Below are 21,222 nucleotides of genomic sequence, written 5' to 3'. Positions count from 1 at the left end.
GGCAGCCGTGGTCACGGTGTTTCCTTCCGCAGGTCTTCGTCCTTCCCCGCGACGCTATGAGCGGCGCGGGGTTCGCCGTAAGGGTCTTTGGACCCCCTCGAGAGGGTTCTTCAGGCCCGGGTGGTGCGACCCGGACCCGGCCAGAGTGGGGGGTGACAAAGACATCAAGGAGGAGGCAACGATGACCACCACCGGACACAGCCACGCCGCCGATCTCGAGCGGGTCGAGGCCCCGGGCGCCATGCTCAGCACCACCGCCGCCAGGGCCCTCGCCGTCCTGCGGGTCGCCACCGGGTTCGTCTTCCTGTGGGCGTTCCTGGACAAGCTGTTCGGCCTCGGCTACTCGACCCCGTCCGCCAAGGCGTGGATCAACGGTGGGTCGCCCACCAAGGGGTTCCTGTCCTCGGTCGACGTCGGCCCGTTCCAGGGCACGTTCCACAGTCTCGCCGGCACCACGTTCGCCAACTGGGCGTTCATGCTCGGCCTGCTCGCCATCGGGGTCGCCCTGATCGCCGGGGTCGGCCTGCGCATCGCCGCGGGTGCGGCGATCCTCATGATGGCGATGATGTGGTTCGCGGAATTCCCGCTCGCCCAGCACACCAGCGCCGGTGAGCCGAGCGGTTCGAGCAACCCGGTCACCGACTACCACTTCATCTACGCCGTCACCAGCGTCGTTCTCGCTCTGACCTACGCGGGTCACACCTGGGGGCTGGGCCGCGCATGGGCCCGGTTGCCCTTCGTCCAGAAGAACCGCTGGCTCATCTGACCCACCCGCCCCACTGTTCACCCGGCCGGATCACGGCCGGGTGATCCGGCGTCTAAGCCGTTCGGCGCGACTGCCGATAAGTGCTTGTGGTGTTCCTCAGGGCAGGGGTCAGGCCGAAGGCAGCTACGCGGGTGCCGCGTGCCTGGCCGATAGGGCGCGCGCTGATGATCGCGTACATCTTCGCCATCACCTTGCTGGTGGCGCTCGGCGCCAGCGCCTATCAGCGCATCGAGCAGCAACTCGACGACCGCAGGGCCGTCGAGAAGTCCCACGAGGTTCTCGAAGCGATCGCCCGGCTCCAGGTGGAGATCGGCAATGCCGAGCGCGGCCAGCGCGGTTTCATCATCACCGGCAACGAGTCGTATCTGGCCCCCTACGACAACGCGATCTCGCAGATCCAGGGGATATTGTCCGACCTGCGCGCGTCCATCGCCGGCAGGGAGACCCAGCAGCAGCATCTCCGGGAGCTCGAGAAGCCGGTGGACACCAAACTCGAGGAGCTCAGGAGAACCATCGAGCTCAGGCGGTCGGATGGCGGGTTCGAGGCCGCGCTGCCCGTCGTGCTGAACAACGACGGTGCCCGGGCCATGCGGGACATCCAGGACCTGCTCAACGCCATGCGGGCCGAGGAACAGGGGCGGCTGAACGAGAGCAGGACGCTCAGCACGCAGAATGCCGACCGGACGGAGCTGACAATCGTCTGGGGCACCGGCATCGCGGCCGTACTCATCGCCCTGGTCGCGTGGTGGCTGACGATGCTGATCACCCGGCCGTTGCGGGCGGTCACGCGCGCGGCCGACGAGGTGGCGGCGGGAGACCTGGAGGCGCGGGCGCCGGAGACCGGTCCGGCCGAGATCGCCCGGATGGCCACCGCGGTCAACGCCTCCAGCAGGGCGCTGCTGGAGGCCCGGAACCAGGCGGTCCACGCGGGCGCGGCCAAGGGGGCGTTCCTGGCGACGATGAGCCACGAGATCCGGACGCCGATGAACGCGGTGATCGGCATGACCGGGCTGCTGCTCGACACCGAGCTGACCCTGGAGCAGCAGGAGCTCGCGACGACCGTACGCGACAGTGGTGAGTCCCTGCTCGTCGTCATCAACGACATCCTGGACTGGTCGAAGATCGAATCGGATCAGCTGGACCTGGAGGACGCCTCGTTCGAGGTCCGGGAATTCCTGGACAGCTCGCTGGCGCTGATGGCGGTGCCGGCCGGCAAGAAGAAGATCGACATCGTCGGCGACGTCCACCCGAGCTGCCCGCCGGTGCTGCGCGGCGACGCGACCCGGCTGCGGCAGATCGTGATCAACCTGCTCTCCAACGCCGTGAAGTTCACCGACCGCGGCGAGGTGGTCGCGACCGTCTCCGCCGAGGCTCTCTCCCCCGAGGCTGACTTCTCCGGGGCTGACTTCTCCGGGGCTGCCTCCGCCGGGGCTGCCTCCGCCGAGGGCTCGGGGGGCGGGCGGCTGCTGGTCACCATCGACGTGCGTGACACCGGGATCGGCATTCCCGAGGACAAGGTCGACGGGTTGTTCCGCCCGTTCGTGCAGGTCGACGCGTCAACGACGCGGATCTACGGCGGCACCGGGCTGGGTCTGGCGATCAGCCGGCGGCTGGCCCGCGCCATGGGCGGCGACATCACCGTCACCAGCGAGCAGGACGTCGGCTCCACGTTCACCGTCACCGCCCAGCTGCGGACATGCCCGCAGAACATCACCGACACCGACCGCTCCGAACTACGGCTCATCGGCCGGTCCGCCCTGGTGGTCGATGACAACAGCACCAACCGCACAGTTCTCCAGCGCCAGCTGGCGGGCTGGGGCATGGACTGTACGGTCGCCGCGTCCGGACGTGACGCCCTCGCGCACATCGAAGCCGGGGAGGAGTTCGACTGCGCGATCCTCGACATGCACATGCCGGGCCTCAGCGGCCTCGAACTCGCCACCGCGCTGCGGGACACCCCCGCCACGGCCGACCTGCCGCTGTTGCTGACGAGCAGCATCACGTGGCAGCCCGAACCCGGTCAGCGCGAGCTGTTCGACGCGGTCCTGACCAAGCCGACCCGCGCCAGCACGCTGCACACCACCCTGGTCAGGTTGCTCCTGCCCGCCGAACCCGCCGCCGCCTGGACGCCGTCCACCGGCACCCCGGCGCCCCACCAGCGCTCCCTGCGGATCCTGCTCGCCGAGGACAACCACGTCAACCAGCAGGTCGCCCAGCACATGCTCGCCAAACTCGGCCATCGCGTGCACACCGTCGCCGACGGCCGCGAAGCCGTGCACGCGATCCAGCAGGCCCCCTACGACGTCGTGCTCATGGACATCCAGATGCCCGTGCTCGACGGGCTGGAGGCGACCCGGGTGATCCGCGCCGAGCTGCCCGCCGCACGGCAGCCGTACATCATCGCCATGACCGCCAGCGTGCTCATCGAGGACCGGACCGCGTGCCATCTGGCGGGCATGAACGACTACCTCGCCAAGCCCGTACGGCTGGACGACATAGCCCAGGCCCTCGCCCGGGTGACCGCGGGCCGCGACGTCGAGGAAGCGGTCCGCCAGGGTCTGGTGCCCGTCGGCGACGACCGCGCCGCCCTGATCCGCGCCCGGCTCGTCGACATCACCGATCCCGACCCGACCGAGGCCGAACGCGTCATGCTCGCCGGGATGCTGACGTCCTTCACCACGAAGACCCCGGCCGTCATCGACGCGCTCGAGGCCGCGCTGATCGCCGGAGACGGGGAAACCGCCCGCGCCACGGCCCACGCGCTGAAGGGCACCGCCGGCAACCTCGGTATCACCGCCCTCGCGGACCTGCTCGGGGCGATCGAGTCGGTTGCCCGGTCCGGAACGGCACTCCCCACTGCCGAGGAGGCCATGCCCGCGATCCGTGCCGAATTCGCCCGGATCGACCAGATCTGCGCCACCCTCGTCGCCGAATACACCGCGCCCACCACCGTGGGTTCCCCGTTGTGACAGGTCACACAGTGTGAGAGGGCGGACGGCCGGATCGATCCTCGGCACTGTTCGTTGATTCCCCAGGTCCGCTAGTATGCGTGCCATCCACCGTGCGCGATTTCCCGCACGACGGAGCCGACACGGAGAGTAACCGTGGCGGATCGACGGCGACCACTGGGGGGTCACGGGTGCGAACGCTCGCGGGGCGCTACCGGGTGGAAGAGGCAGTCGGGCGCGGCGGCAGCGCGGTCGTGCACCGCGGCTGGGACCGCACCCTCAAACGCCGGGTCGCGATCAAGCTGTTCTCGTCCTACCGCGCCGAGGGCAGCGAGCCCTCCGTCGACGTGCTGCGCGAGGCCCGCACGGCGGCCGGCCTCAACCACCCCAACGTGGCCCGCATCTACGACTACGGCGAGGCCCTCGAAGGCACCCAGCGCGTCCCCTACCTGGTCATGGAGTTCCTCGACGGCGACACCCTCGCCGACGAGCTGGCCCGCACGGGCGCCCTCGACTGGCACCGCGCCGCCGAGATCTGCGCGGCCGCCGCCGCCGCCTTAGCCGCCGCCCACGAGCGCAACCTCGTGCACCGCGACGTCAAACCCCGCAACGTCATGCTCACCCCCGTCGGCGTCAAGGTCGTCGACTTCGGCATCGCCGCGGTCGCCGGCCAGAACAGCGTCGACACCCACGGCCGCCTCTGGGGCACCCCCGCCAGCCTCGCCCCCGAGCAACTCCGCGGCGAGCCGACCTACCCCGCGGCCGACGTCTACGGCCTCGGGCTGCTCCTGTTCGAATGCCTCGCCGGCACCCCCGCCTGGCCCGGCCAGACCGTCGGCGAGATCCTCGCCCTGCGCCACGACCAGCGCACCCCCCGCCTGCCCCGCATCCCCGGCCTCCCCCGCGACATCATCCGGCTCTACGAGGCCTGCACCGCGGAGGACCCCGCCCGCCGCCCCACCGCCGCCCACGCCGCCGAAACCCTGCGCCGCGCCGCCGGCCTCATGCCGACCGTCCGCCCCGCGATCGGCGGCCTGCTGCCGGGCACCCGCTCCCAGCGCTCCGCTGTCGGCGCCGGCACCGGCCTCGGAGGCGCCGCTGCTTCCGGTCCCGCCGACCGGTTCGGCTTTGCCGGTTCGGCCGGGCGGCTCGCTGCCGCAGGTTCCGCCGGGCGGCTCGCTGTTGCCGGGTCCGCCGCTTCGGCCGGCTCCGTCGGTTCTGCCGATTCCGGCGGTTCCGTTCCTTCGGCCGGCTTCGGCGGTTCCGTCGCTTCGGCCGGCTTCGGCGGTTCCATCGCTTCGGCCGGTTCCGGCGCAGGGGGTTCCCGCAGTCGCTCCCGCGGTCGCGAGGCGATCATGGCCTCGATCGCCGTGGCCGCCGCGGTCGTCAGCATCTTCGGCCTGCAACTGGTGAACGGCGCCTCCACCCCCGGCGGCCGCCAGGCAGAGGCAGCAGCCGGCGGCGCCGCGGGCATACCCGCGGTCGCGCCGACACCGCGCCCCCACACCGCAGCCCCGTCACCCTCCGCCGCGCCGAGCAGCGCCACCCCCACCACCACCGGCGCGACGGACTGGCACCCCATCAACGACCCGGTCGAGACCACCCGCGCGACGACGTCCCTGTCCACGACGTCCCCGGCCGCCCCGTCCACGACACCGACGACGGCCCCGCACACCCCGCCCCGGACCTCACCGACCAAGACACCCCCGGCGACATCGTCGACCCCCGGCCACACCCCCACCAGCTCCCCGACGTCGTCGCCGAAGCCCTCGCCCCCCACCCCGACCACCGGCACATCCCCCACCGACGAGCCGACCGACACCCCCGAACCGTCGACCGAGCCGGTGGACCCCCCGGCCACGACCCACTCCGCGGACCCGGTCTCCTCCACCACGGACTGACACCACTCAGTTCCTCACCGGCGGTGCTGAGCTCCCACCCGCCGCGACCTCAGCGTCGTCTCGACCATCCGCAGCCGGATCGTGCTCGAGGGTCGGCGCAGCACGCCCTTTTGCGGCCAGGATGCGGCTCACGAGCGCGGGCACGGCACTCTCGCCGGCTGCCGAGAGGCGGTCCAGCAGGGCCGGCACGGCGTGCAGGATCTCACGCTCCGCAGGGCTCAACCGGGTCGCGATGGCACCCGCCACCCAGTGCCGCCGCGCCTCACGGTCGGCGTCGAGCGCGGTGGCACCGGCCGCGGTGAGCGTGATGACGAATGCCCGGCCGTCGCTCGGGCTCCGCTCGCGAGCCACCAGACCCAGGGCTTCGAGCTCCCCGACCGTACGACTCATGCTCTGATGTTTCACCCCGCGGGCCGCCGCCAGCTGGGCGATGGTCCGCGGACCCCCGTGGTCCAGGGCCCCCAGGGCGGTGGCCTGGGCCGGCGGCAGCGTGTCCGCGTGCGCCCGGGTGGTGCGCACGAACCGGCCGATCGCCTGCCTGAGCAGCTCGGCAAGGTCCTCATCCGCAGGTGTGTCCGACGTCATCCTGAAATCATACAACGCAGCTGTATAGTTCCGGATGTACAACACAGCTGCACAACTGAGTGGGTGAAGGGCATGTCTTTCGGATGGCGATTCCTGACGCCGGTGCTGCTCGGACCGATGCTCAATCCGCTCAACACGAGCATGATCGCCGTCGCCCTCGTGCCCATCGGCTGTGACCTGCACATTCCGACCGCCACCACGATCTGGCTGGTTGCCGGGCTCTACCTGGCGAGCGCGGTTGCCCAGCCCACCCTGGGCCGCATGGCCGATCTCATCGGGGCCCGGCGGGTCTACCTCACCGGACTGACCGTCACGCTGCTCGCCGGCCTGATCCCCACGCTGTGGCACTCGTTCCCAGGTGTGCTCGCCGCGCGGCTCCTGATCGGGATCGGCACCTCCGCGTCCTACCCGGCCGCCCTCTCGCTGATCCGCGACCATGCGGCTGACTTCGGCATTCCCGCACCACCGGGCGTGCTGTCGGCACTCTCGATCTCCGCTCAGGGCATGACGGCCCTCGGACCTGTGCTCGGCGGCGTGCTGATCGCGGTCTCCGGCTGGCCGTCGATCTTCCTGGTCAACGTGCCGCTCGCCGCGATCACGCTGGTCACCACCCTGCTCTGGGTGCCGGCCGACGCGGGCCCGCACCATCGCACCGCGGGGTCGCTACGCACAGGCCTGGACGCCGTGGGGATCCTGCTCTTCGCCACCACCGTGACGGCTCTGTTGTTCTTCCTGCTCCACGGTTCGAGGGCAACCCTGTGGCTGCTGCCCGTCGCGGCGGCCGGGGGCGTGATGCTGGTGCTGTGGGAGCGACACCGCGCGGAGCCGTTCCTCGACGTCCGGGCGCTCGTCGCCAATCCGGCGCTGACCCGGACCTACGCGCGCCAGTTCCTGACATACCTCAGCGCGTACACGATGATGTACGGATTCAGCCAATGGGTGCAGACCGCCGGCGGCTTCAGCGGCAGCCAGGCCGGCTACCTGCAGCTTCCGACCGCTGTACTGGCGGCCCTCACCGGTCTGGTCGTGGCCCGCACCACCCGGTTGCGCGCCCCGCTGGTGGCATCCGGGCTCGTGCCGTTCGCCGGCGCTCTGCTGATCCTCGCCGTGCACAGCTCCTCGCCGGTGTGGCTGCTGGTGATCGTCACCGGGCTCTTCGGCATCCCCCAGGGCCTCGCGTCGGTGGGCAACCAGGCGGCCCTGTTCCGGCAGGCCCCGGAGGGCCAACTCGGCGTCGCCTCCGGCCTGTCCCGCACAGCCGTCTATCTCGGCGCCATCGTCTCGTCCGCATTCATCGGGCTGGCGTTCCCCGCCACCCCGACCGACGGGGGCCTGCACCTGCTGGCCCCGCTCATCCTCGTCGTGAGTGCCCTCACCGCCATCCTGGCTCTGCGGGACCGCACGCTACGCACCCCCGCCGCTGTGTAGAAATGATCCAGACCCAAGAAGGAGATTCACATGCGCCTCACCAAGTACGCCCACGCGTGCGTCACGTTCACCGACGGTGACCGGACCCTGCTGATCGACCCCGGCACGTTCACGCCGAACGCCGCGGAGCTGATCGCCGCCGCGGACGCGGTCCTCGTGACCCATGAGCACTTCGACCACTTCGACGAGGCCGCGCTGAAGCTGGAACTCGACCGCCGCCCCGGCCTGCGCGTCTACGGGCCCGCTGCGGTCCAGGAGACGCTCGGCGAGCGCGACGGCCAGGTCAGCGTGGTGCACGCCGGCGACCAGCTCGACGTGGCGGGCTTCGCCGTCGCGGTGCACGGCGAGCGGCACGCCCTGATCCACACCGACGTCCCTCTGGTCGACAACGTCGGATACCTGATCGAGGGCCGGGTCTTCCACCCCGGCGACTCGTATGCGGTCCCCGGCGCGACGGTGGAGACGCTGCTCCTGCCGACGAGCGGCCCCTGGACGAAGTTCGGCGAGGCGGCCGACTTCGCCCGCGCGGTCAAACCGTCCCGGATGATCCAGGTCCACGAGCTGATGCTCAGCGAGCTCGGCCAGAACTCCGCCCGCATGTTCCTCGGCACCGACGGCCTGACCGGCATCCCCCTCGACATCCTGCCCCACGGCGAGTCCGCCACGGTCTGACATCGCCGCCACCGGCGCGCCCGCCCGGGTGAGGTCCGGGTGGCGCGGCCTAACCCCGCCGCACGTGTACGCCGCCCGCGACGCTGTACTCACGAATCTTCAGCGTGCGAGTGGCGGGCACGGCGCCGGCCTGGACGCGGACCCCGCCGAAGAGACGGAAGCCCTCCACCTCGACGGCGACGTCCTGGGGCAGCACCAGCGACACCCCGCCCACGAGGGACACCTTGGACAGCACCGGGCTCTCGGGCAGCTCGGCAGAGGTCAGATCGAGGTTCGCGCCGCCGACCAGGCTCACGAACCACATGTCCCGCGGCATCCGCCACGCGCCGCCACGCTTGAGGCCGCCGAGCACATTGACGAACCAGGCCGAACCGTCGCGACGGGTGAAGAGCGGGGAGTCTGTGGCATCCATGGGTATGACGATAAGGACATCCGGCCGCGCACGCCTGTGCCATCACACATGGCTGACCAATGACAGATGTCATGGCTGTTTCGCTCGGCTTTCGCACCACCCTGCTTCCATTCAGGTACGGGCGGACGTCCGGCACGCCCCCCAAGGTCCCGGACGCCCGCCCGCCTCCCCCACACACACAACCCACCCGAGCCGACACGCCCCCACCACCCGAGCCGACACGCACCCGCTACCCGGGAGCCGCCGCGCGCCCGCCGCCCCAACTGCAGCGCGCCCGCCACCCAAGGGCCGCCGCGCAGACGCCACCCAAGCCGACACGCACCCGCCAGCCGTGCCGGCACGCACCCTCCACCCGGGAGCTGCCGCACGCCCGCCGCCCGAACTGCAGCGCGCCCGCCACCCAAGGGCCGCCGCGTAGCCGCCACCCGAGAGCCGCCGCGCATCCGGTGGCCTGACCGCCGCGCGGCGGTCAGGCCGGGCCGCGGCGCGACGATCAAGCCGGGCCGCGGCGCGACGATCAAGCCGGGACCAGGGCGGCGGGGGTGGGCTCATCCTTCTCACTGAGGCCGATCCGGTTGTGCAGGCGGCGCAGGGGTGCGGGGGCCCACCAGTTGAGGTCGCCGGCGACGCGCATGAACGCCGGGACGAGCAGCCCCCGGATGATGGTCGCGTCCAGGACGATGGCGATGCCGGTGCCGATGCCGAAGAGCTGGATGAAGCTGACCTGGGCGGTGCCGAAGGCGAAGAAGGTGATCGCGAGCAGCGCTGCGGCGGTGGTGACGATGCGCCCGGTCCTGGCCAGACCGGTGGCTACAGCGTCGACGGTGCCGGCGCCGTGGTCGTGGGCTTCCTTGATCCGGGCCAGCAGGAAGACCTCATAGTCCATCGAGAGACCGAACGCGATGCAGAACATCAGCACGATCATCGCCGTATTGACCGGCATGGCGGTGAAGCCCAGCGGGCCGGACAGATGGCCGTCCTGGAAGATCCAGACGAGCACCCCGAAGACGGCGGAGAGCGACAGTACGTTGAGCACGAGCGCTTTCACCGGCAGGACGACGCTGCCCGTGAACAGGAACAGCAGGATCAGCGTGGTGAGCGCGATCCACAGAGCAGCCCAGGGCAGCGTACCGACAATGGCGTCGTTTCCGTCGATCAGCGCCGCGGCGGCACCGCCCACGAGAACCGTCGTGCCGGCGGGGGCGGGTAGCGACCGAATCGCCCGGACAAGCGCTTCGTCATCGGTACGGGCGGTGACAGCAAGGTAGGCCGTCCCGTTCGCGGTGCGGGGCGCGCGGACGCCGGCCACACCCGGCAGAGCGGCGACCTCTTTGGCGAAAGCATCCGGGGCAGTGCCCGCCGAGGCAGCACCGGCCGAAGCACCGGCGGCCGAAGCATCCGGGACAGCGCGGGCAGTGCCGGCCGAAGCAGCTGGGGCAGTGCTGGTGACGAGCACGTCGACTGTCGACGTGGCGGCGGCGTAGTTCGCACGGAGCACGTCGCCGACCTGGCGGCTGGGGACGGAGCTGTGCAGGACACGGTCGTCCGGCGTGCCGAAGGCGATGTGCAGGACCGGCGTGCCGAGGAACAGCAGCGCGGCCATGACGGGCAACGCGATGGCGACGGGCCTGCGCATGACTGCGGTGGCGACGCGCCGCCAGAACACGCTCTCGTCATTGGCTGCGCGGCGGGGCGCGAGGCGGGTGCCGAGCACGGCGAGCAGTGCGGGCAACGTGGTCAGCGTGGCGACCATGGCGATCACTACGACACCGATCCCCGCATAGGCGAAAGACCGGAGAAAGTAGACCGGGAAGAGGAGCATCGCGGCGAGAGCAACGGCCACGGTCGCGGAGGAGAACAGGATCGTACGCCCGGCGGTGCGCACCGTGGTGGCGACGGCGCTCTCGACGTCGGCGCCGCGCCGCAGCTCCTCCCGGAACCGGTTCACCATGAGCAGCGAATAGTCGACGGCGAGCCCCAGCCCGAGCGCGGTCGTCAGATTCACCGAGTACAACGAGACATCGGTCAGCCGGCCCAGGACAGCAAGCTCGGCGAACGTGCCCGCGACGGCGATGATCCCGATGACCAGCGGCAGCAGCGCGGACATCAGACTACCGAACGCAAGGATCAGCAGAACCAGCGTGACGGGCACGGCGATGCCCTCCGCGATCGCAAGGCTCCTGGCAAGCTGATCACCGATGTCCCCGCCAACCCCGAGCTGACCTCCCGCCCGGACCTCCGCCGGACCATCCTGCGTCGCGTACGCCGCGACGATCGCCTTCGCCGCCGCCGCACTCGCAACCTCGTCACCACCCACGTGCATGGTGATCAGCGCCGAACGCCCGTCCTCGCCTTTCAAGCCGGCAGCCTGTCCGTCCCCACCCTTCGGCGCGGTGGCTTGCCCGTCCCCACCCCTCGGGGCGGTGGCTTGCCCGTCCCCACCCCTCAGGGCCGCAGCTTGCCCGTCCTCGCCCTTCGGGGCCGCAGCTTGCCCGTCCTCGCCCTTCGGGGCCGCAGCTTGCCCGTCCTCACCCCTCGGGGCCGCAGCCTGCCCATCCTCACCCCTCGGGGCCGCAGCCTGCCCATCCTCGCCCTTCAGGGCCGCAGCCTGCCCATCCTCGCCCTTCGGGGCAGCGGCTTGCCCGTCCTCGCTACCCGACGCAGGGGCTTGCCCGTCCTCGCTCCCCGATGCGGCGGCCTGCGCGTCCCAGTAGGAGCTGATCGATTCGACGTCGCCCCGCGCGGCGAGGCCGGCGGTGATCTGGTGGGCCAGGGCGGTCACCGGCGGCGAGTCCAGCGCTGCGCCGTTGGTCGGGGTGACCAGTAGCAGAAGGTTCGTCTGGCCGCCGAAGTCGCGGTTGAGCAGCGCAGCCGCCCTACTGGAGTCCGACTGCGGGTCGTCGAATCCGCCACTCTTCAAAGCGCTGAACGCGCCGCTCGCCAGCACCGCCATCACGACGAGGGCCGCCGCCGACATGACGAGGACCAGGCGCCCTCTTCTCACGAAAAAACTCATGTGGCACCCCTCGATAGACCCATGGACTCTTTGCGATCAGTGATCACAACGAGAACAGTGTTCACACAGCGAACCGCGCTCGTCAAGACGGGTGCTCACTTAGAGAACAGTGTTCACTTTGCGATAGGATGGCGCGATGGGTGAGACGACGACGCACCGGCACCGGCGGCGGGCGGAGACCGAGGCGGAGATCAAGGCCCATGCGTGGGCGGCGATGCGGGAGTCCGGCCCCGCGGTCCTGTCGCTGCGTCACGTCGCGCGCGAGATGGGCATGGCACCGTCGGCGCTCTACCGCTACTTCGCGAGCCGTAATGACCTGCTGACCGCGCTGATCGTCGATGCCTACGAATCGCTCGGCGAGCAGGTCAACGAGACCTATGTGCGCGCGAGCGCCACGGGGCAGAACGCTTTCGAGGTGTTCATGGCGGTCGCCCACACGTATCGCGGCTGGGCCATGAGCCACCGCACCGAGTGGGCCCTGATCTTCTCGACGTCGCTGCCCGACTACAACGGCACGCCCGAGACGTATGCCGCGGCGGGACGTTCGTTCGGGGTTCTCATTCAGCTGACCGCTGATGCCGTCGCCGGCGGGCTCATCGATGTGGACCGGCTCGACCGCACCCTCGACGACGACCTTCGCACGTCGATGCGAGTCTGGGCGGAGCACACCGGCCAGGAGCTACCCGCGGGTGCCCTGGCCGGCTCGATGTGGTGCTACTCCGTCATGCACGGCGCCATCTCACTCGACCTCAACGGCCAGTTCCCGCCCCCGATGGCCGACAGCCCGGCCCTGTTCGACTCAGCCCTGCGCGCCATGCTCGCGCAGCTCACACCCACTGATTAGCGACATCACCAAGCCGCCGGTTTCAGTTCGGGTCAGCCCGGCGGCTCCAATCTGAGCCACGCCGACGGTCTCGATGCGAGTCAGCCCGCGGTCTCGATGCGAGCCAGGCCGACGGTCTCGATGCGAGCCAGCGCGGGGTCTCAATATCAGTCAGGCCGCGGTTTTCGATGTGAGTCAGGCCGCGGTTTTGATGTGGGTCAGGCTGGGGGTTTCGATTTGAGGCCGCTGCCGCACAGGGGCGCCACGGCATCCTCCAGCCCGAACGAAGAGATCGCTGCCCAGCACACGGCTGATGTCGGTTCGACGTATAGGCCGGCGCGGGCCAGTTCCGTGTGCGCGGAATGGATCTGATCGTCGGTGACGGTCACGATCGAGCCGCCGGTTTCGCGTACGGCGGAAAGGATCTGCGCACCGCGGGCCGGGCGGGCGATCGCTATACCTTCCGCGACGGTGCCGGAAGCGGTGTTGCCCGAAGACGTGAGACCCGAAGACGTGACGCCGGAAGGGGTGACGCCGGAAGGGGTGAGGCCGGAAGGGGTGAGGCCGGGAACGGTGAGGCCGGGAACGGTGAGGCCGGGAAGGGTGAGGCCGGCCGGGGCGGGAAGGCCGTCGGCGAAGGCGGTGGCCAGCGGCGCGCATCTGGCGGCCTGCACGGCGACGATGCGTGGAAGGCGGTCGATGAGTCCCTGGGAAAGCAGTTCCACACAGCCGAGATAGGCGCCGAGCACGAGCGTGCCGTTCCCGACGGGCAGCACCAGCGTTTCCGGTAACCGGCCGCCCGACTGCTCCCACAATTCCAGAACGTACGTCTTGGTGCCTTGGAGAAAGAACGGATGATAGACGTGACTGGCATAGAAAACGCCAGGAACATCGGCGGCGCGGGCGGCGGCCTCGGCGGTGTCCTCACGGCTTCCGGGGATCTGGAAAACTTCCGCACCGTACGCCCGGAGCTGCGCGACCTTGCCCGCCGAAGTGCTCTCCGGAACGTAGACGCCGCAGCTGATCCCGGCCCGGGCGGCGTAAGCGGCAACGGCAGTTCCCGCGTTTCCGCTGCTGTCGGTCATGAGGCGGGTGACGCCGAGGCTCGCGGCGAGGGCGACCAGCAGGACGGCGCCGCGGTCCTTGAAGGAGCCGGTCGGCATCAGGTAGTCGACCTTGAGCTGGACGCCGGGCCGGCCCGGGGCGCTGACCAGTGGGGAGAACCCCTCGCCCAGGGTGATCCCGAGTGGTTCGGCGATCGGCAGGGCCTCGGCGTAACGCCACAGGCTGGGCCGTCGCAGCGCCAGGTCGCCGGGTGGGGGCATGACCGGGGTGAAGCCGGTCAGGTCGAGCATGCCGTGACAGTGCGTGCACCGCCAGGCGAGGTCGCTCAGTGCGTAGGTCTGCCCGCAGGAGGCACATCGCAGCTTCATGATCGGGCACCCTGTTCGGAGTCGGACCGGCGGCAGTCGGCCAGGTCGGCGTACATCGCGGAGCGGGAGATCCCGAGGCGTTCGGCGACCCGGGGCACCGCGTTGCGTACGGTGAAGACGCCGCGCCGGTCCAGGGCCCGCAGCAGCGTCAGCCGTTCCGGGCGGGTGAGGCTGGCGGCGGGTTTGCCCCGGGAGGCTTCCTCGGCGCGGATCCGTGCGTCGACCACGTCGTCGAAGTCGTCGCTGAACGTGGTGGCCGGGATCGGGGCGGACGGCGTCCCGGCCAGGGCCGTCAGCAGGTCACCGGCCTGGCGCAGGGCGGTGACGTCGATGTTGACGCAGAGCGCGCCGAAGACGTGCCCGGCCTCGTCGCGAAGGGGCATGGTCGACGATTTCACGATCCGCCCGTCCTGCGTACGCGTCAGGTAGTTGATGTCGTTGGCAGCGGCATCGCCCTGGGCGAGCACGGCGAGCCCGATCTCGCTCAGCGCCCCGCCGGGTTTGCGCCCGGTGACCGCGCCGGCGACCGCCACCACCGACTGCTCGCCGCGCCGGTAGTCGTGCAGCACCACCTCGCAGGTCGGGCCGAATGTCGCCGCCAGCCCGTCGATCACCGGCAGTAACCCCGTCAGAATCGCATCCGCACTCACCGCCACATAGTAATTGTCCAGCACCTGGATGGAAAGTCCAGGACCAGAGGTTCGTGATTGGCCCGATCGCCGCGCGGGGATGCTGCCTAGCGTGATCACATGGACCCCATCCTGGCCGGTGACCTGGCCCGCTTCCCCGACCTGCTGACCGCCGTACGCGATCAGGCCGTCAAGGTCCTGGCCTCGCTCGACGACCGCCCGGTCGCCCTGCCCGCTGAGCCGCCGTCCCCGCAGGCACTGCCCCAACAGGGCGCCGGTCTCGAAGCAGCGCTGGACCGGTTCGCCGAGCGCTGGCAGGACCGGATGTCGGGCAGCGCCGGCCCGCGCTACCTCGGGTTCGTCACCGGTGGTGCCACCCCCGCCGCGGTCGCCGGTGACTGGCTCACCAGCACGCTCGACCAGAACCTCTCGTCGGGTGCCGGCTCCGGGGCGCCGGACCTGGAGCGGGAAACCGTCCGCTGGCTGCGTGACCTGTTCGGTCTGCCCGGGACGTTCAGCGGCAGCTTCGTCACCGGCGCGACCATGTCGAACTTCGTGGGCCTGGCGCTGGGCCGCCAGTGGTACGGCGAGCGGTACGGGGTCGACGCCGCCGAGGACGGCCTGCGGAACGTGCCGCCGCTGCGGGTGCTGTCCGGCACGCCGCACTCCAGCATCGTCAAGGCCACCTCGATGCTCGGCATCGGCCGCGGCCAGGTGCGGGTCCTGCCGACGCTGCCCGGACGCGAAGCCGTCGACCTCGCCGCGCTGGAGGCAGCCCTCGCCGAGGGACCCGCGATCGTCGTCGCCAACGCGGGAACCGTGAACACCGTGGACTTCGACGACCTGCGCGCGATCGCCGATCTCAAGCGGCGCTACCCGTTCTGGCTGCACGTGGACGGCGCGTTCGGCCTGTTCGCCGCGTTGTCCGGCGAGCACGCACCCCTGCTGGACGGGCTGGGCGAGGCCGACTCGGTCTGCGCCGACCTGCACAAATGGCTCAACGTCCCGTACGACGCCGCGGTCCAGTTCACCCGCCGGCCCGACCTGCAGGTGGCGGTGTTCCGCAACTCCGCCGCGTACCTCGGCGATCCCGGCGAGAACCCGGACTTCATGCATCTCACCCCGGAGAACTCGCGGCGCTTCCGAGCGCTTCCGGCCTGGTTCGCGCTCACCGCGTACGGTGCGAATGGACATCGGGAGATCGTTGAGCGCAACGTAGCCGCGGCCCGGAGGCTCGGTGAGCTGCTCGGCACTGTGCCTGGCGTGCGGTTGCTGGCGCCGGTGCGGATGAACGTCGTGTGTTTCGCCATCGAGGGCGATGTGCCGGCCGCCCTGCGAGCCGTCACGGCCACCGGCCGGACGTTTCTGACACCGACCGTGTACGACGGGCAGCCCGGGATCCGTGCGGCGTTCAGCAACTGGCGGACCACCGTGCAGGACGCGGAGGAGATCTTCGAGACGTTGCGTACGGTGCTGAGCTGAGCCGGCTACCCGCTCACGGCCTCGGCGTACTGGTTCTTCCCGCCGGTCTTGGCGGTGTACATCGCGGCGTCGGCCTCGCGGATGATGTCGTCGGCCGTCGCGCCGGGATGGTTGACCGCGATGCCCACACTGGCGGACACCTTCGCCGGGAGCCCGTCGATGTCGATCGGTTCCTGGACCACGCCGATGACGCGTTCGGCGGTGGGCCGCGCGTCGGCGATGCCGGTCAGGCTCTCGATGATGATGGCGAACTCGTCGCCACCGAACCGGGCGACTGTGTCGCCGGCGCGCAACCCGGTGCGGAGCCGGGCGGCGACGACGCGCAGCACGGTGTCGCCGGCGGTGTGACCCCGCTGGTCGTTGACCTGTTTGAAGCCGTCGAGGTCGATGAAGAGCACGGCGAACGTACGGTTGCCGCGCACGTGGTTGGCCAGGGCATGGGTGAGGCGGTCGTAGAAGAGCAGCCGGTTGGCCAGCCCGGTGAGCGGGTCGTGGAACGCGAGTTCCTGCAGCTGCTCCTCACGCTCCAGCAGCCGCGCCTCGACCAGCTCGCGCCGGGTGATGTCGTCCCGCAGCTCGCTGGTCGCCCGGTCGACGTGTTCCAGCGCGCGGTTGCGGCTGCCGGCCAGGATTCCGGTCATCGCGGCGAGCATCACGGACAGCGCGGCACCGGCGGCCAGGGTGAGCCGGCTCAGCCCCCGGTCGGTGGTGGTGAGCAGGCGGGTCGTGGGCCACATCGCGAGCTGCCAGCGGCGTTGCCCGACGGTGACGGTCTGCTGGCGGGCCAGCGAGGCGTCCGGCAGCCGGTCGCCGGGTGAGACGGACGCGATGACGGTACCGGCCACGTCGGTGACGGTGACCTCCACCGCGTCATCGCCCTGGCTGAGCAGGGTCTGCGCCAGGTAGTCCTGCCCGCGCAGGCCCATGACGACCCAGCCCTCGAACTCGTCCGGGGCCGTCGAGCCCAGGCCGGTGTAGACCGGTGCGGCCAGCACCGCCGAGGTCTGACGCTCCTCGGGGCTCCTCCACCGGTCGCGCAGCAGCTGATATCCGGGGCTCATCGCGAGCGTGCCGCTGTGCCGGGCCATGGACAGTACGGTCGTCAGGGCGGGGCTGATGGCGAGATCGGTGCCCTGCATGTTCTGCTGGTCGTCGAACGCCTTCTCGTAGATGACGAACTCGTGGGACGACGTGCCGGACGTCGGAGCCAGCCTCAGCCCCGTCGCCCCACGCGCACGCCAGAGCCGCTGCGCCGCCGCGATCTGATCGGTGGCGACCGGCGCCACGAAACCGACGGCGGTGGCACCGGGCAGCCGCGTCGCGTCGAGCCCGGCGCTGATCCGGGTGAACGCGTCGCGGCGCAGGCCGGACTGGGCGCCCACGGCGTACGCGAGGTCGCTGAGGGTGGCGCCGTAGCGGGCGACGCGGTCGATGACCGTTTCCGCCATGTCGTCGGCGTAGCGGTCCATCACCTGACCGGCGTAGCGGTCCTCACCGGCCTCCACGGCCACGAAAGCCGCCACCGACACCGCGGAACCCGCCAGCAATACCAGCACCACCAGCACCACACCGGTCCATCGGCGCCGTGGGGACCGGTTCTGCACGATGCTCACCCACTCCTGATCGGCAACCCGGCCGTGACGCTGAACGGCACCTTGTCCGTCACGCCTTGACGGCACGGCCGGGCCGGGCCCCGCGGATCGGCCCGGCCCGCACAACCTCAGAAGTCGTCGTCGAAGGAGACGCTTCCGGTCACTCCGACCTGGTACGCGGACACGCGCCGTTCGAAGAAGTTCGACAGCTCCTGGACGTCCTGTAGTTCCATGAACGCGAACGGGTTCCCGCTGCCGTACATCGGCTCGATGCCCAGCACGGCGAGCCGGCGGTCGGCGACGTGTTGCAGGTATTCGCGCATGTCCGGCAGTGACATGCCGCTGATGCCCTGGTCGAGCAGGTCGGCGGCGAACTGGACCTCGCACTCCACCGCTTCGGCGAGCATGTCGCGGACCTGCTGCGCCATCTCGGCGTCGAACAGGCCGGGCTCCTCGGCACGGACGGTGTCGACCACGTCGAACGCGAACGCCATGTGCATCGACTCGTCGCGGAACACCCAGTTGGTGCCCGACGCCAGCCCCTGCAGGACGCCGCGGGACCGCAGGAAGTAGACGTACGCGAAGGCGCCGTAGAAGAACAGGCCCTCGATGCACGCGGCGAAACAAATCACGTTGAGCAGGAATGCCCTGCGGTCCTCGCGGGTCTGCAGCGAGCGCATCTCGTAGATCGAGTCGATCCACTTGAAGCAGAACTCGGCCTTGCGCGCGATCGAGGGAATGTTCTCCACCGCCGAGAATGCAGCCGTCCTTTCGGCGAGATCCGGGACGTACGTGTCGAGCAGGTTCAGATAGAACTGGACGTGTACGGCCTCCTCGAACAGTTGCCGCGACAGGTAGAGCCGGCCCTCGGGCGAATTGACGTGCTGGTAGAGGTTGAGCACGAGATTGTTCGCGACGATGGTGTCACCGGTCGCGAAGAAGGCGACCAGCCGCGACACGAGGTGCTGCTCGGCGGGTGACAGCTTCGCCAGGTCGGCGAGGTCGCCGTGCAGATCGACCTCCTCGACGGTCCAGGTGTTCTTGATGGCGTCCTTGAACCGGTCGAAGAAGTGCGGGTAACGCATCGGGCGCAGCGTCAGGTCCATACCGGGGTCGAGCAGCATCTGCTGCTTGCCCGGGCCGGTGCTCTGAGAAGGAATGGTCGTCACTGGCAGGCCTCGCAGCTTTCGGGGTTTTCCAGGGAACAGGCCAGGGCTTCGGCGTCGGCTTCGGCCTGCGGGGCGGGCGTCAGGGCCGGCAGCACCGCGACGGTGGCCTGCTGAATGCGCGTCGCGGGGCGCGAGCGCAGGTAGTACGTGGTTTTCAGGCCGGCTTTCCAGGCGTAGAGATACATCGAGGAGACCTTGCCGATGGTCGGCACGCTCATGAACAGGTTCAGCGACTGCGACTGGTCGATGAACGCCGCCCGCGCGGCGGCCAGGTCGATGAGTGCCTTCTGCGGCAGTTCCCAGGCGGTGCGGAAGAGCTCGCGCACGTCGGCGGGGAGTTCGGTGATGCCCTGCACGGATCCTTCGGCGCGCCTGATCTGCTCGCGAACGGGTGCGGTCCAGAGACCACGGGCTTTCAGTTCGCGTACCAGATAGGTGTTGATCTGCAGGAATTCGCCGGACATCGTTTCGCGCTTGAACAGATTCGACACCTGCGGCTCGATGCACTCGTAACAGCCGGCGATCGAGGCGATGGTCGCCGTCGGTGCGATCGCGATCAGCAGCGAGTTGCGCAGCCCGGTCGTTGCGACGCGCTCTTTCAAAGTCGCCCAGCGCTCTGTCTGGCTGACGGTCGCGCCCCAGAGATCGGGGTGCAGAGCACCGTCAGAAGCACGGGTCTCCTGGTACGCCGGGTGCGGCCCGAACTGCTCGGCGAGGCCCGCGGAAGCCTCCAGCGCGGTCAGATAGATGTCCTCCTGCACGCGGGTGGACAATTCCTTGGCCGCCGCCGAGTCGAACGGCAGGCCGAGGGTGAAGAACGCGTCCTGCAGCCCCATCAGCCCGAGCCCGACGGGCCGCCAGCGCGGGTTCGACGCCGCCGCCTGCTCCGCCGGGTAGTAGTTGATGTCGATGACCCGGTCCAGAAAGACAACTGCTGTGCGTACGGTGGCCCGCAGCTTTTCCCAATCGACGTCACCGTCGCGCAGATGGGCGCCGAGGTTGATCGAGCCGAGGTTGCAGACCGCGGTCTCGTCGTTGGTGTTGACCTCGAGGATCTCGGTGCACAGGTTCGACAGGTGAATGGTGTTGCCCGGCCTGCCCGTCTGGTTGGACAGGCGGTTCGACGGGTCCTTGAACGTCATCCAGCCGTTGCCGGTCTGCGCGAGGGTGCGCATCATCCGGCCGTACAGGTCTCGGGCCTTGACGGTCTTGACCGCGTTCTTCTCCGCGGCCCGGTAGGCGAGATCGAACTCGTCGCCGAACAGATCGGGAAGCTCGGGGGCGTCGGACGGATCGATCAGTGACCAGTCGCCGTCGGCCTCGACCCGGCGCATGAACTCGTCCGGGATCCAGTTCGCCAGATTGAGATTGTGCGTACGCCGGGAGTCCTCCCCGGTGTTGTCCCGCAGATCCAGGAATTCCTCGATGTCCGGGTGCCACGGCTCAAGATAGACACACGCGGCACCCTTACGCCGCCCGCCCTGATTGACCGCGGCCACCCCTGCGTCGAGCGTCTTCAGGAACGGGACGATGCCGTTCGACCTGCCGTTCGTGCCCCGGATCAGCGCGCCCCGGCCCCGCACCCGCGACCATGAGATACCGATGCCGCCGGAGAATTTCGACAGCTTCGCGACCTGGTGGTAACGCTCGTAGATCGAGTCGAGTTCGTCCTTCGGCGAGTCGACCAGGAAACACGACGACATCTGCGTGTGCCGTGTGCCGGAATTGAACAGCGTCGGCGAGCTCGGCAGATACGCCAGCGACGACATCAGCTTGTAGAAACCGATCGCCTCGTTCGCGGTCTGCGATAATCCGCACGCCACGCGCAGCAGCCAGTACTGCGGCGTCTCCACCACCAGTCGCGTGTCGGGATGGCGCAGCAGATAACGGTCCGCCACCGTACGCAGTCCGAAGTACTCGAACCGCAGATCCCCCGACGGATCGATGGCGACGTCGAGTTTGCGGGCGTTGCGTGCCACGAATTCCGCGGTGCTGTCGCCGACAAGTCCTTGCTGATGCGCGTACCTGATGGACTGGCTGAAGCTTGCCACGCCCTGTCCGCGCACCTCTTTGTCCACGAAAGCGGCCAGCAGCCGCGCCGCCAGCTTCGAATACTGCGGTTCCTCACCGGTCAGTTCCGCCGCGGTCTGGATCGACAGCTTGTCGAGCTCCGCCGTGGTCGCCCCGTCGTAGAGCCCGCTGATCGTCCTGGTCGCCACCCGCAACGGGTCGACCTCGTCGAGGTCGGCGACCCACAACTCCACCGCCTTGACGATCTTGTTGACGTCGACCGGCTCGCTGTCACCGTTGCGTTTGAGCACCCGCATAACTTGTTTTACCGGCACGAAAACTCTCTCCTCGCGAGC

15 protein-coding genes are annotated in these 21,222 nt (G+C 69.8%); 7 read left to right on the top strand and 8 right to left on the bottom strand.

The annotated features are described in order from the left end of the window. Nucleotides 1–181 precede the first annotated feature (181 nt). From Aco04nite_RS16115 to Aco04nite_RS16105, 3 genes are all read left to right on the top strand, one after another. A complete protein-coding gene (locus tag Aco04nite_RS16115; protein ID WP_212998026.1) occupies nucleotides 182–766 on the top strand; it encodes a DoxX family protein in 585 nt (194 codons plus the stop codon). A gap of 164 nt (nucleotides 767–930) precedes the next feature. Then, nucleotides 931–3,735 (top strand): response regulator, encoded by a 2,805-nt coding sequence (locus Aco04nite_RS16110; protein WP_212998025.1) that lies wholly within the window; start codon nucleotides 931–933, stop codon nucleotides 3,733–3,735. Nucleotides 3,736–3,905: 170 nt separating this feature from the next. After that, nucleotides 3,906–5,615, top strand: a complete 1,710-nt coding sequence (locus tag Aco04nite_RS16105) for a serine/threonine-protein kinase (RefSeq protein ID WP_212998024.1) — start codon at nucleotides 3,906–3,908, stop codon at nucleotides 5,613–5,615. A 6-nt stretch (nucleotides 5,616–5,621) separates the two neighbouring features. Here Aco04nite_RS16105 and Aco04nite_RS16100 read toward each other — a convergent pair whose 3' ends face one another. After that, nucleotides 5,622–6,200 carry a MarR family winged helix-turn-helix transcriptional regulator gene (locus tag Aco04nite_RS16100; protein WP_212998023.1) on the bottom strand — a complete coding sequence of 193 codons (579 nt, stop codon included), beginning with the start codon at nucleotides 6,198–6,200 and terminating at the stop codon, nucleotides 5,622–5,624. A gap of 72 nt (nucleotides 6,201–6,272) precedes the next feature. On the opposite strand from Aco04nite_RS16100, the gene Aco04nite_RS16095 reads away from it, so the two are divergent. Then, nucleotides 6,273–7,628, top strand: a complete 1,356-nt coding sequence (locus Aco04nite_RS16095) for an MFS transporter (protein ID WP_212998022.1) — start codon at nucleotides 6,273–6,275, stop codon at nucleotides 7,626–7,628. A gap of 30 nt (nucleotides 7,629–7,658) precedes the next feature. Next, nucleotides 7,659–8,300: an MBL fold metallo-hydrolase gene (locus Aco04nite_RS16090; RefSeq protein ID WP_212998021.1), complete on the top strand. Its 642-nt coding sequence runs from the start codon at nucleotides 7,659–7,661 to the stop codon at nucleotides 8,298–8,300. 49 nt (nucleotides 8,301–8,349) lie between these two features. On the opposite strand, the gene Aco04nite_RS16085 is transcribed toward Aco04nite_RS16090, so the two are convergent. Both Aco04nite_RS16085 and Aco04nite_RS16080 read right to left on the bottom strand, forming a co-directional pair. After that, the gene (locus tag Aco04nite_RS16085; protein ID WP_212998020.1) at nucleotides 8,350–8,712 is read right to left on the bottom strand and encodes a LiaF domain-containing protein; all 363 of its coding nucleotides are present in this window, start codon (nucleotides 8,710–8,712) and stop codon (nucleotides 8,350–8,352) included. 517 nt (nucleotides 8,713–9,229) lie between these two features. After that, a complete protein-coding gene (locus Aco04nite_RS16080) occupies nucleotides 9,230–11,728 on the bottom strand; it encodes an MMPL family transporter (RefSeq protein ID WP_212998019.1) in 2,499 nt (832 codons plus the stop codon). A gap of 136 nt (nucleotides 11,729–11,864) precedes the next feature. Here Aco04nite_RS16080 and Aco04nite_RS16075 point away from each other — a divergent pair, with 136 nt between their 5' ends. Continuing rightward, complete coding sequence (locus tag Aco04nite_RS16075; RefSeq protein WP_212998018.1) at nucleotides 11,865–12,572, top strand: TetR/AcrR family transcriptional regulator; 708 nt, start codon at nucleotides 11,865–11,867, stop codon at nucleotides 12,570–12,572. 197 nt (nucleotides 12,573–12,769) lie between these two features. Here Aco04nite_RS16075 and Aco04nite_RS16070 read toward each other — a convergent pair whose 3' ends face one another. Both Aco04nite_RS16070 and Aco04nite_RS16065 read right to left on the bottom strand, forming a co-directional pair. Beyond that, nucleotides 12,770–13,984 (bottom strand): pyridoxal-phosphate dependent enzyme, encoded by a 1,215-nt coding sequence (locus tag Aco04nite_RS16070; RefSeq protein WP_212998017.1) that lies wholly within the window; start codon nucleotides 13,982–13,984, stop codon nucleotides 12,770–12,772. Then, on the bottom strand, nucleotides 13,981–14,634 hold the full coding sequence (locus Aco04nite_RS16065; protein WP_212998016.1) for a helix-turn-helix transcriptional regulator: 654 nt from the start codon (nucleotides 14,632–14,634) through the stop codon (nucleotides 13,981–13,983). The genes Aco04nite_RS16070 and Aco04nite_RS16065 overlap by 4 nt, the downstream gene beginning before the upstream one ends. A gap of 99 nt (nucleotides 14,635–14,733) precedes the next feature. Here Aco04nite_RS16065 and Aco04nite_RS16060 point away from each other — a divergent pair, with 99 nt between their 5' ends. Further along, nucleotides 14,734–16,095 (top strand): pyridoxal phosphate-dependent decarboxylase family protein, encoded by a 1,362-nt coding sequence (locus Aco04nite_RS16060; RefSeq protein WP_212998015.1) that lies wholly within the window; start codon nucleotides 14,734–14,736, stop codon nucleotides 16,093–16,095. A gap of 5 nt (nucleotides 16,096–16,100) precedes the next feature. On the opposite strand, the gene Aco04nite_RS16055 is transcribed toward Aco04nite_RS16060, so the two are convergent. The 3 genes from Aco04nite_RS16055 to Aco04nite_RS16045 all read right to left on the bottom strand — a co-directional run bounded on the left by Aco04nite_RS16055 (nucleotide 16,101) and on the right by Aco04nite_RS16045 (nucleotide 21,183). Beyond that, nucleotides 16,101–17,708, bottom strand: a complete 1,608-nt coding sequence (locus Aco04nite_RS16055; protein WP_212998014.1) for a diguanylate cyclase domain-containing protein — start codon at nucleotides 17,706–17,708, stop codon at nucleotides 16,101–16,103. Between the two features lie 107 nt (nucleotides 17,709–17,815). Further along, complete coding sequence (locus Aco04nite_RS16050) at nucleotides 17,816–18,811, bottom strand: ribonucleotide-diphosphate reductase subunit beta (RefSeq protein ID WP_212998214.1); 996 nt, start codon at nucleotides 18,809–18,811, stop codon at nucleotides 17,816–17,818. A 41-nt stretch (nucleotides 18,812–18,852) separates the two neighbouring features. Next, nucleotides 18,853–21,183, bottom strand: coding sequence for a ribonucleoside-diphosphate reductase subunit alpha (locus Aco04nite_RS16045; RefSeq protein WP_212998213.1), 2,331 nt, complete (start codon nucleotides 21,181–21,183; stop codon nucleotides 18,853–18,855). Nucleotides 21,184–21,222 lie beyond the last annotated feature (39 nt).

It is taken from the genome of Winogradskya consettensis (genome assembly GCF_018332715.1).
Taxonomy (GTDB): Bacteria; Actinomycetota; Actinomycetes; order Mycobacteriales; family Micromonosporaceae; genus Actinoplanes; species Actinoplanes consettensis.
This window is presented reverse-complemented; position numbering and strand designations above follow the sequence as displayed.

Bases quoted from the DNA above. Each gene is read 5' to 3' on its own strand.
- Aco04nite_RS16115 (WP_212998026.1), top strand. From the start codon at position 182: ATGACCACCACCGGACACAGCCACGCCGCCGATCTCGAGCGGGTCGAG.
- Aco04nite_RS16110 (WP_212998025.1), top strand. From the start codon at position 931: ATGATCGCGTACATCTTCGCCATCACCTTGCTGGTGGCGCTCGGCGCC.
- Aco04nite_RS16100 (WP_212998023.1), bottom strand. From the start codon at position 6,200: ATGACGTCGGACACACCTGCGGATGAGGACCTTGCCGAGCTGCTCAGG.
- Aco04nite_RS16095 (WP_212998022.1), top strand. From the start codon at position 6,273: ATGTCTTTCGGATGGCGATTCCTGACGCCGGTGCTGCTCGGACCGATG.
- Aco04nite_RS16090 (WP_212998021.1), top strand. From the start codon at position 7,659: ATGCGCCTCACCAAGTACGCCCACGCGTGCGTCACGTTCACCGACGGT.
- Aco04nite_RS16085 (WP_212998020.1), bottom strand. From the start codon at position 8,712: ATGGATGCCACAGACTCCCCGCTCTTCACCCGTCGCGACGGTTCGGCC.
- Aco04nite_RS16080 (WP_212998019.1), bottom strand. From the start codon at position 11,728: ATGAGTTTTTTCGTGAGAAGAGGGCGCCTGGTCCTCGTCATGTCGGCG.
- Aco04nite_RS16075 (WP_212998018.1), top strand. From the start codon at position 11,865: ATGGGTGAGACGACGACGCACCGGCACCGGCGGCGGGCGGAGACCGAG.
- Aco04nite_RS16070 (WP_212998017.1), bottom strand. From the start codon at position 13,984: ATGAAGCTGCGATGTGCCTCCTGCGGGCAGACCTACGCACTGAGCGAC.
- Aco04nite_RS16060 (WP_212998015.1), top strand. From the start codon at position 14,734: ATGGACCCCATCCTGGCCGGTGACCTGGCCCGCTTCCCCGACCTGCTG.
- Aco04nite_RS16050 (WP_212998214.1), bottom strand. From the start codon at position 18,811: ATGCTGCTCGACCCCGGTATGGACCTGACGCTGCGCCCGATGCGTTAC.
- Aco04nite_RS16045 (WP_212998213.1), bottom strand. From the start codon at position 21,183: ATGCGGGTGCTCAAACGCAACGGTGACAGCGAGCCGGTCGACGTCAAC.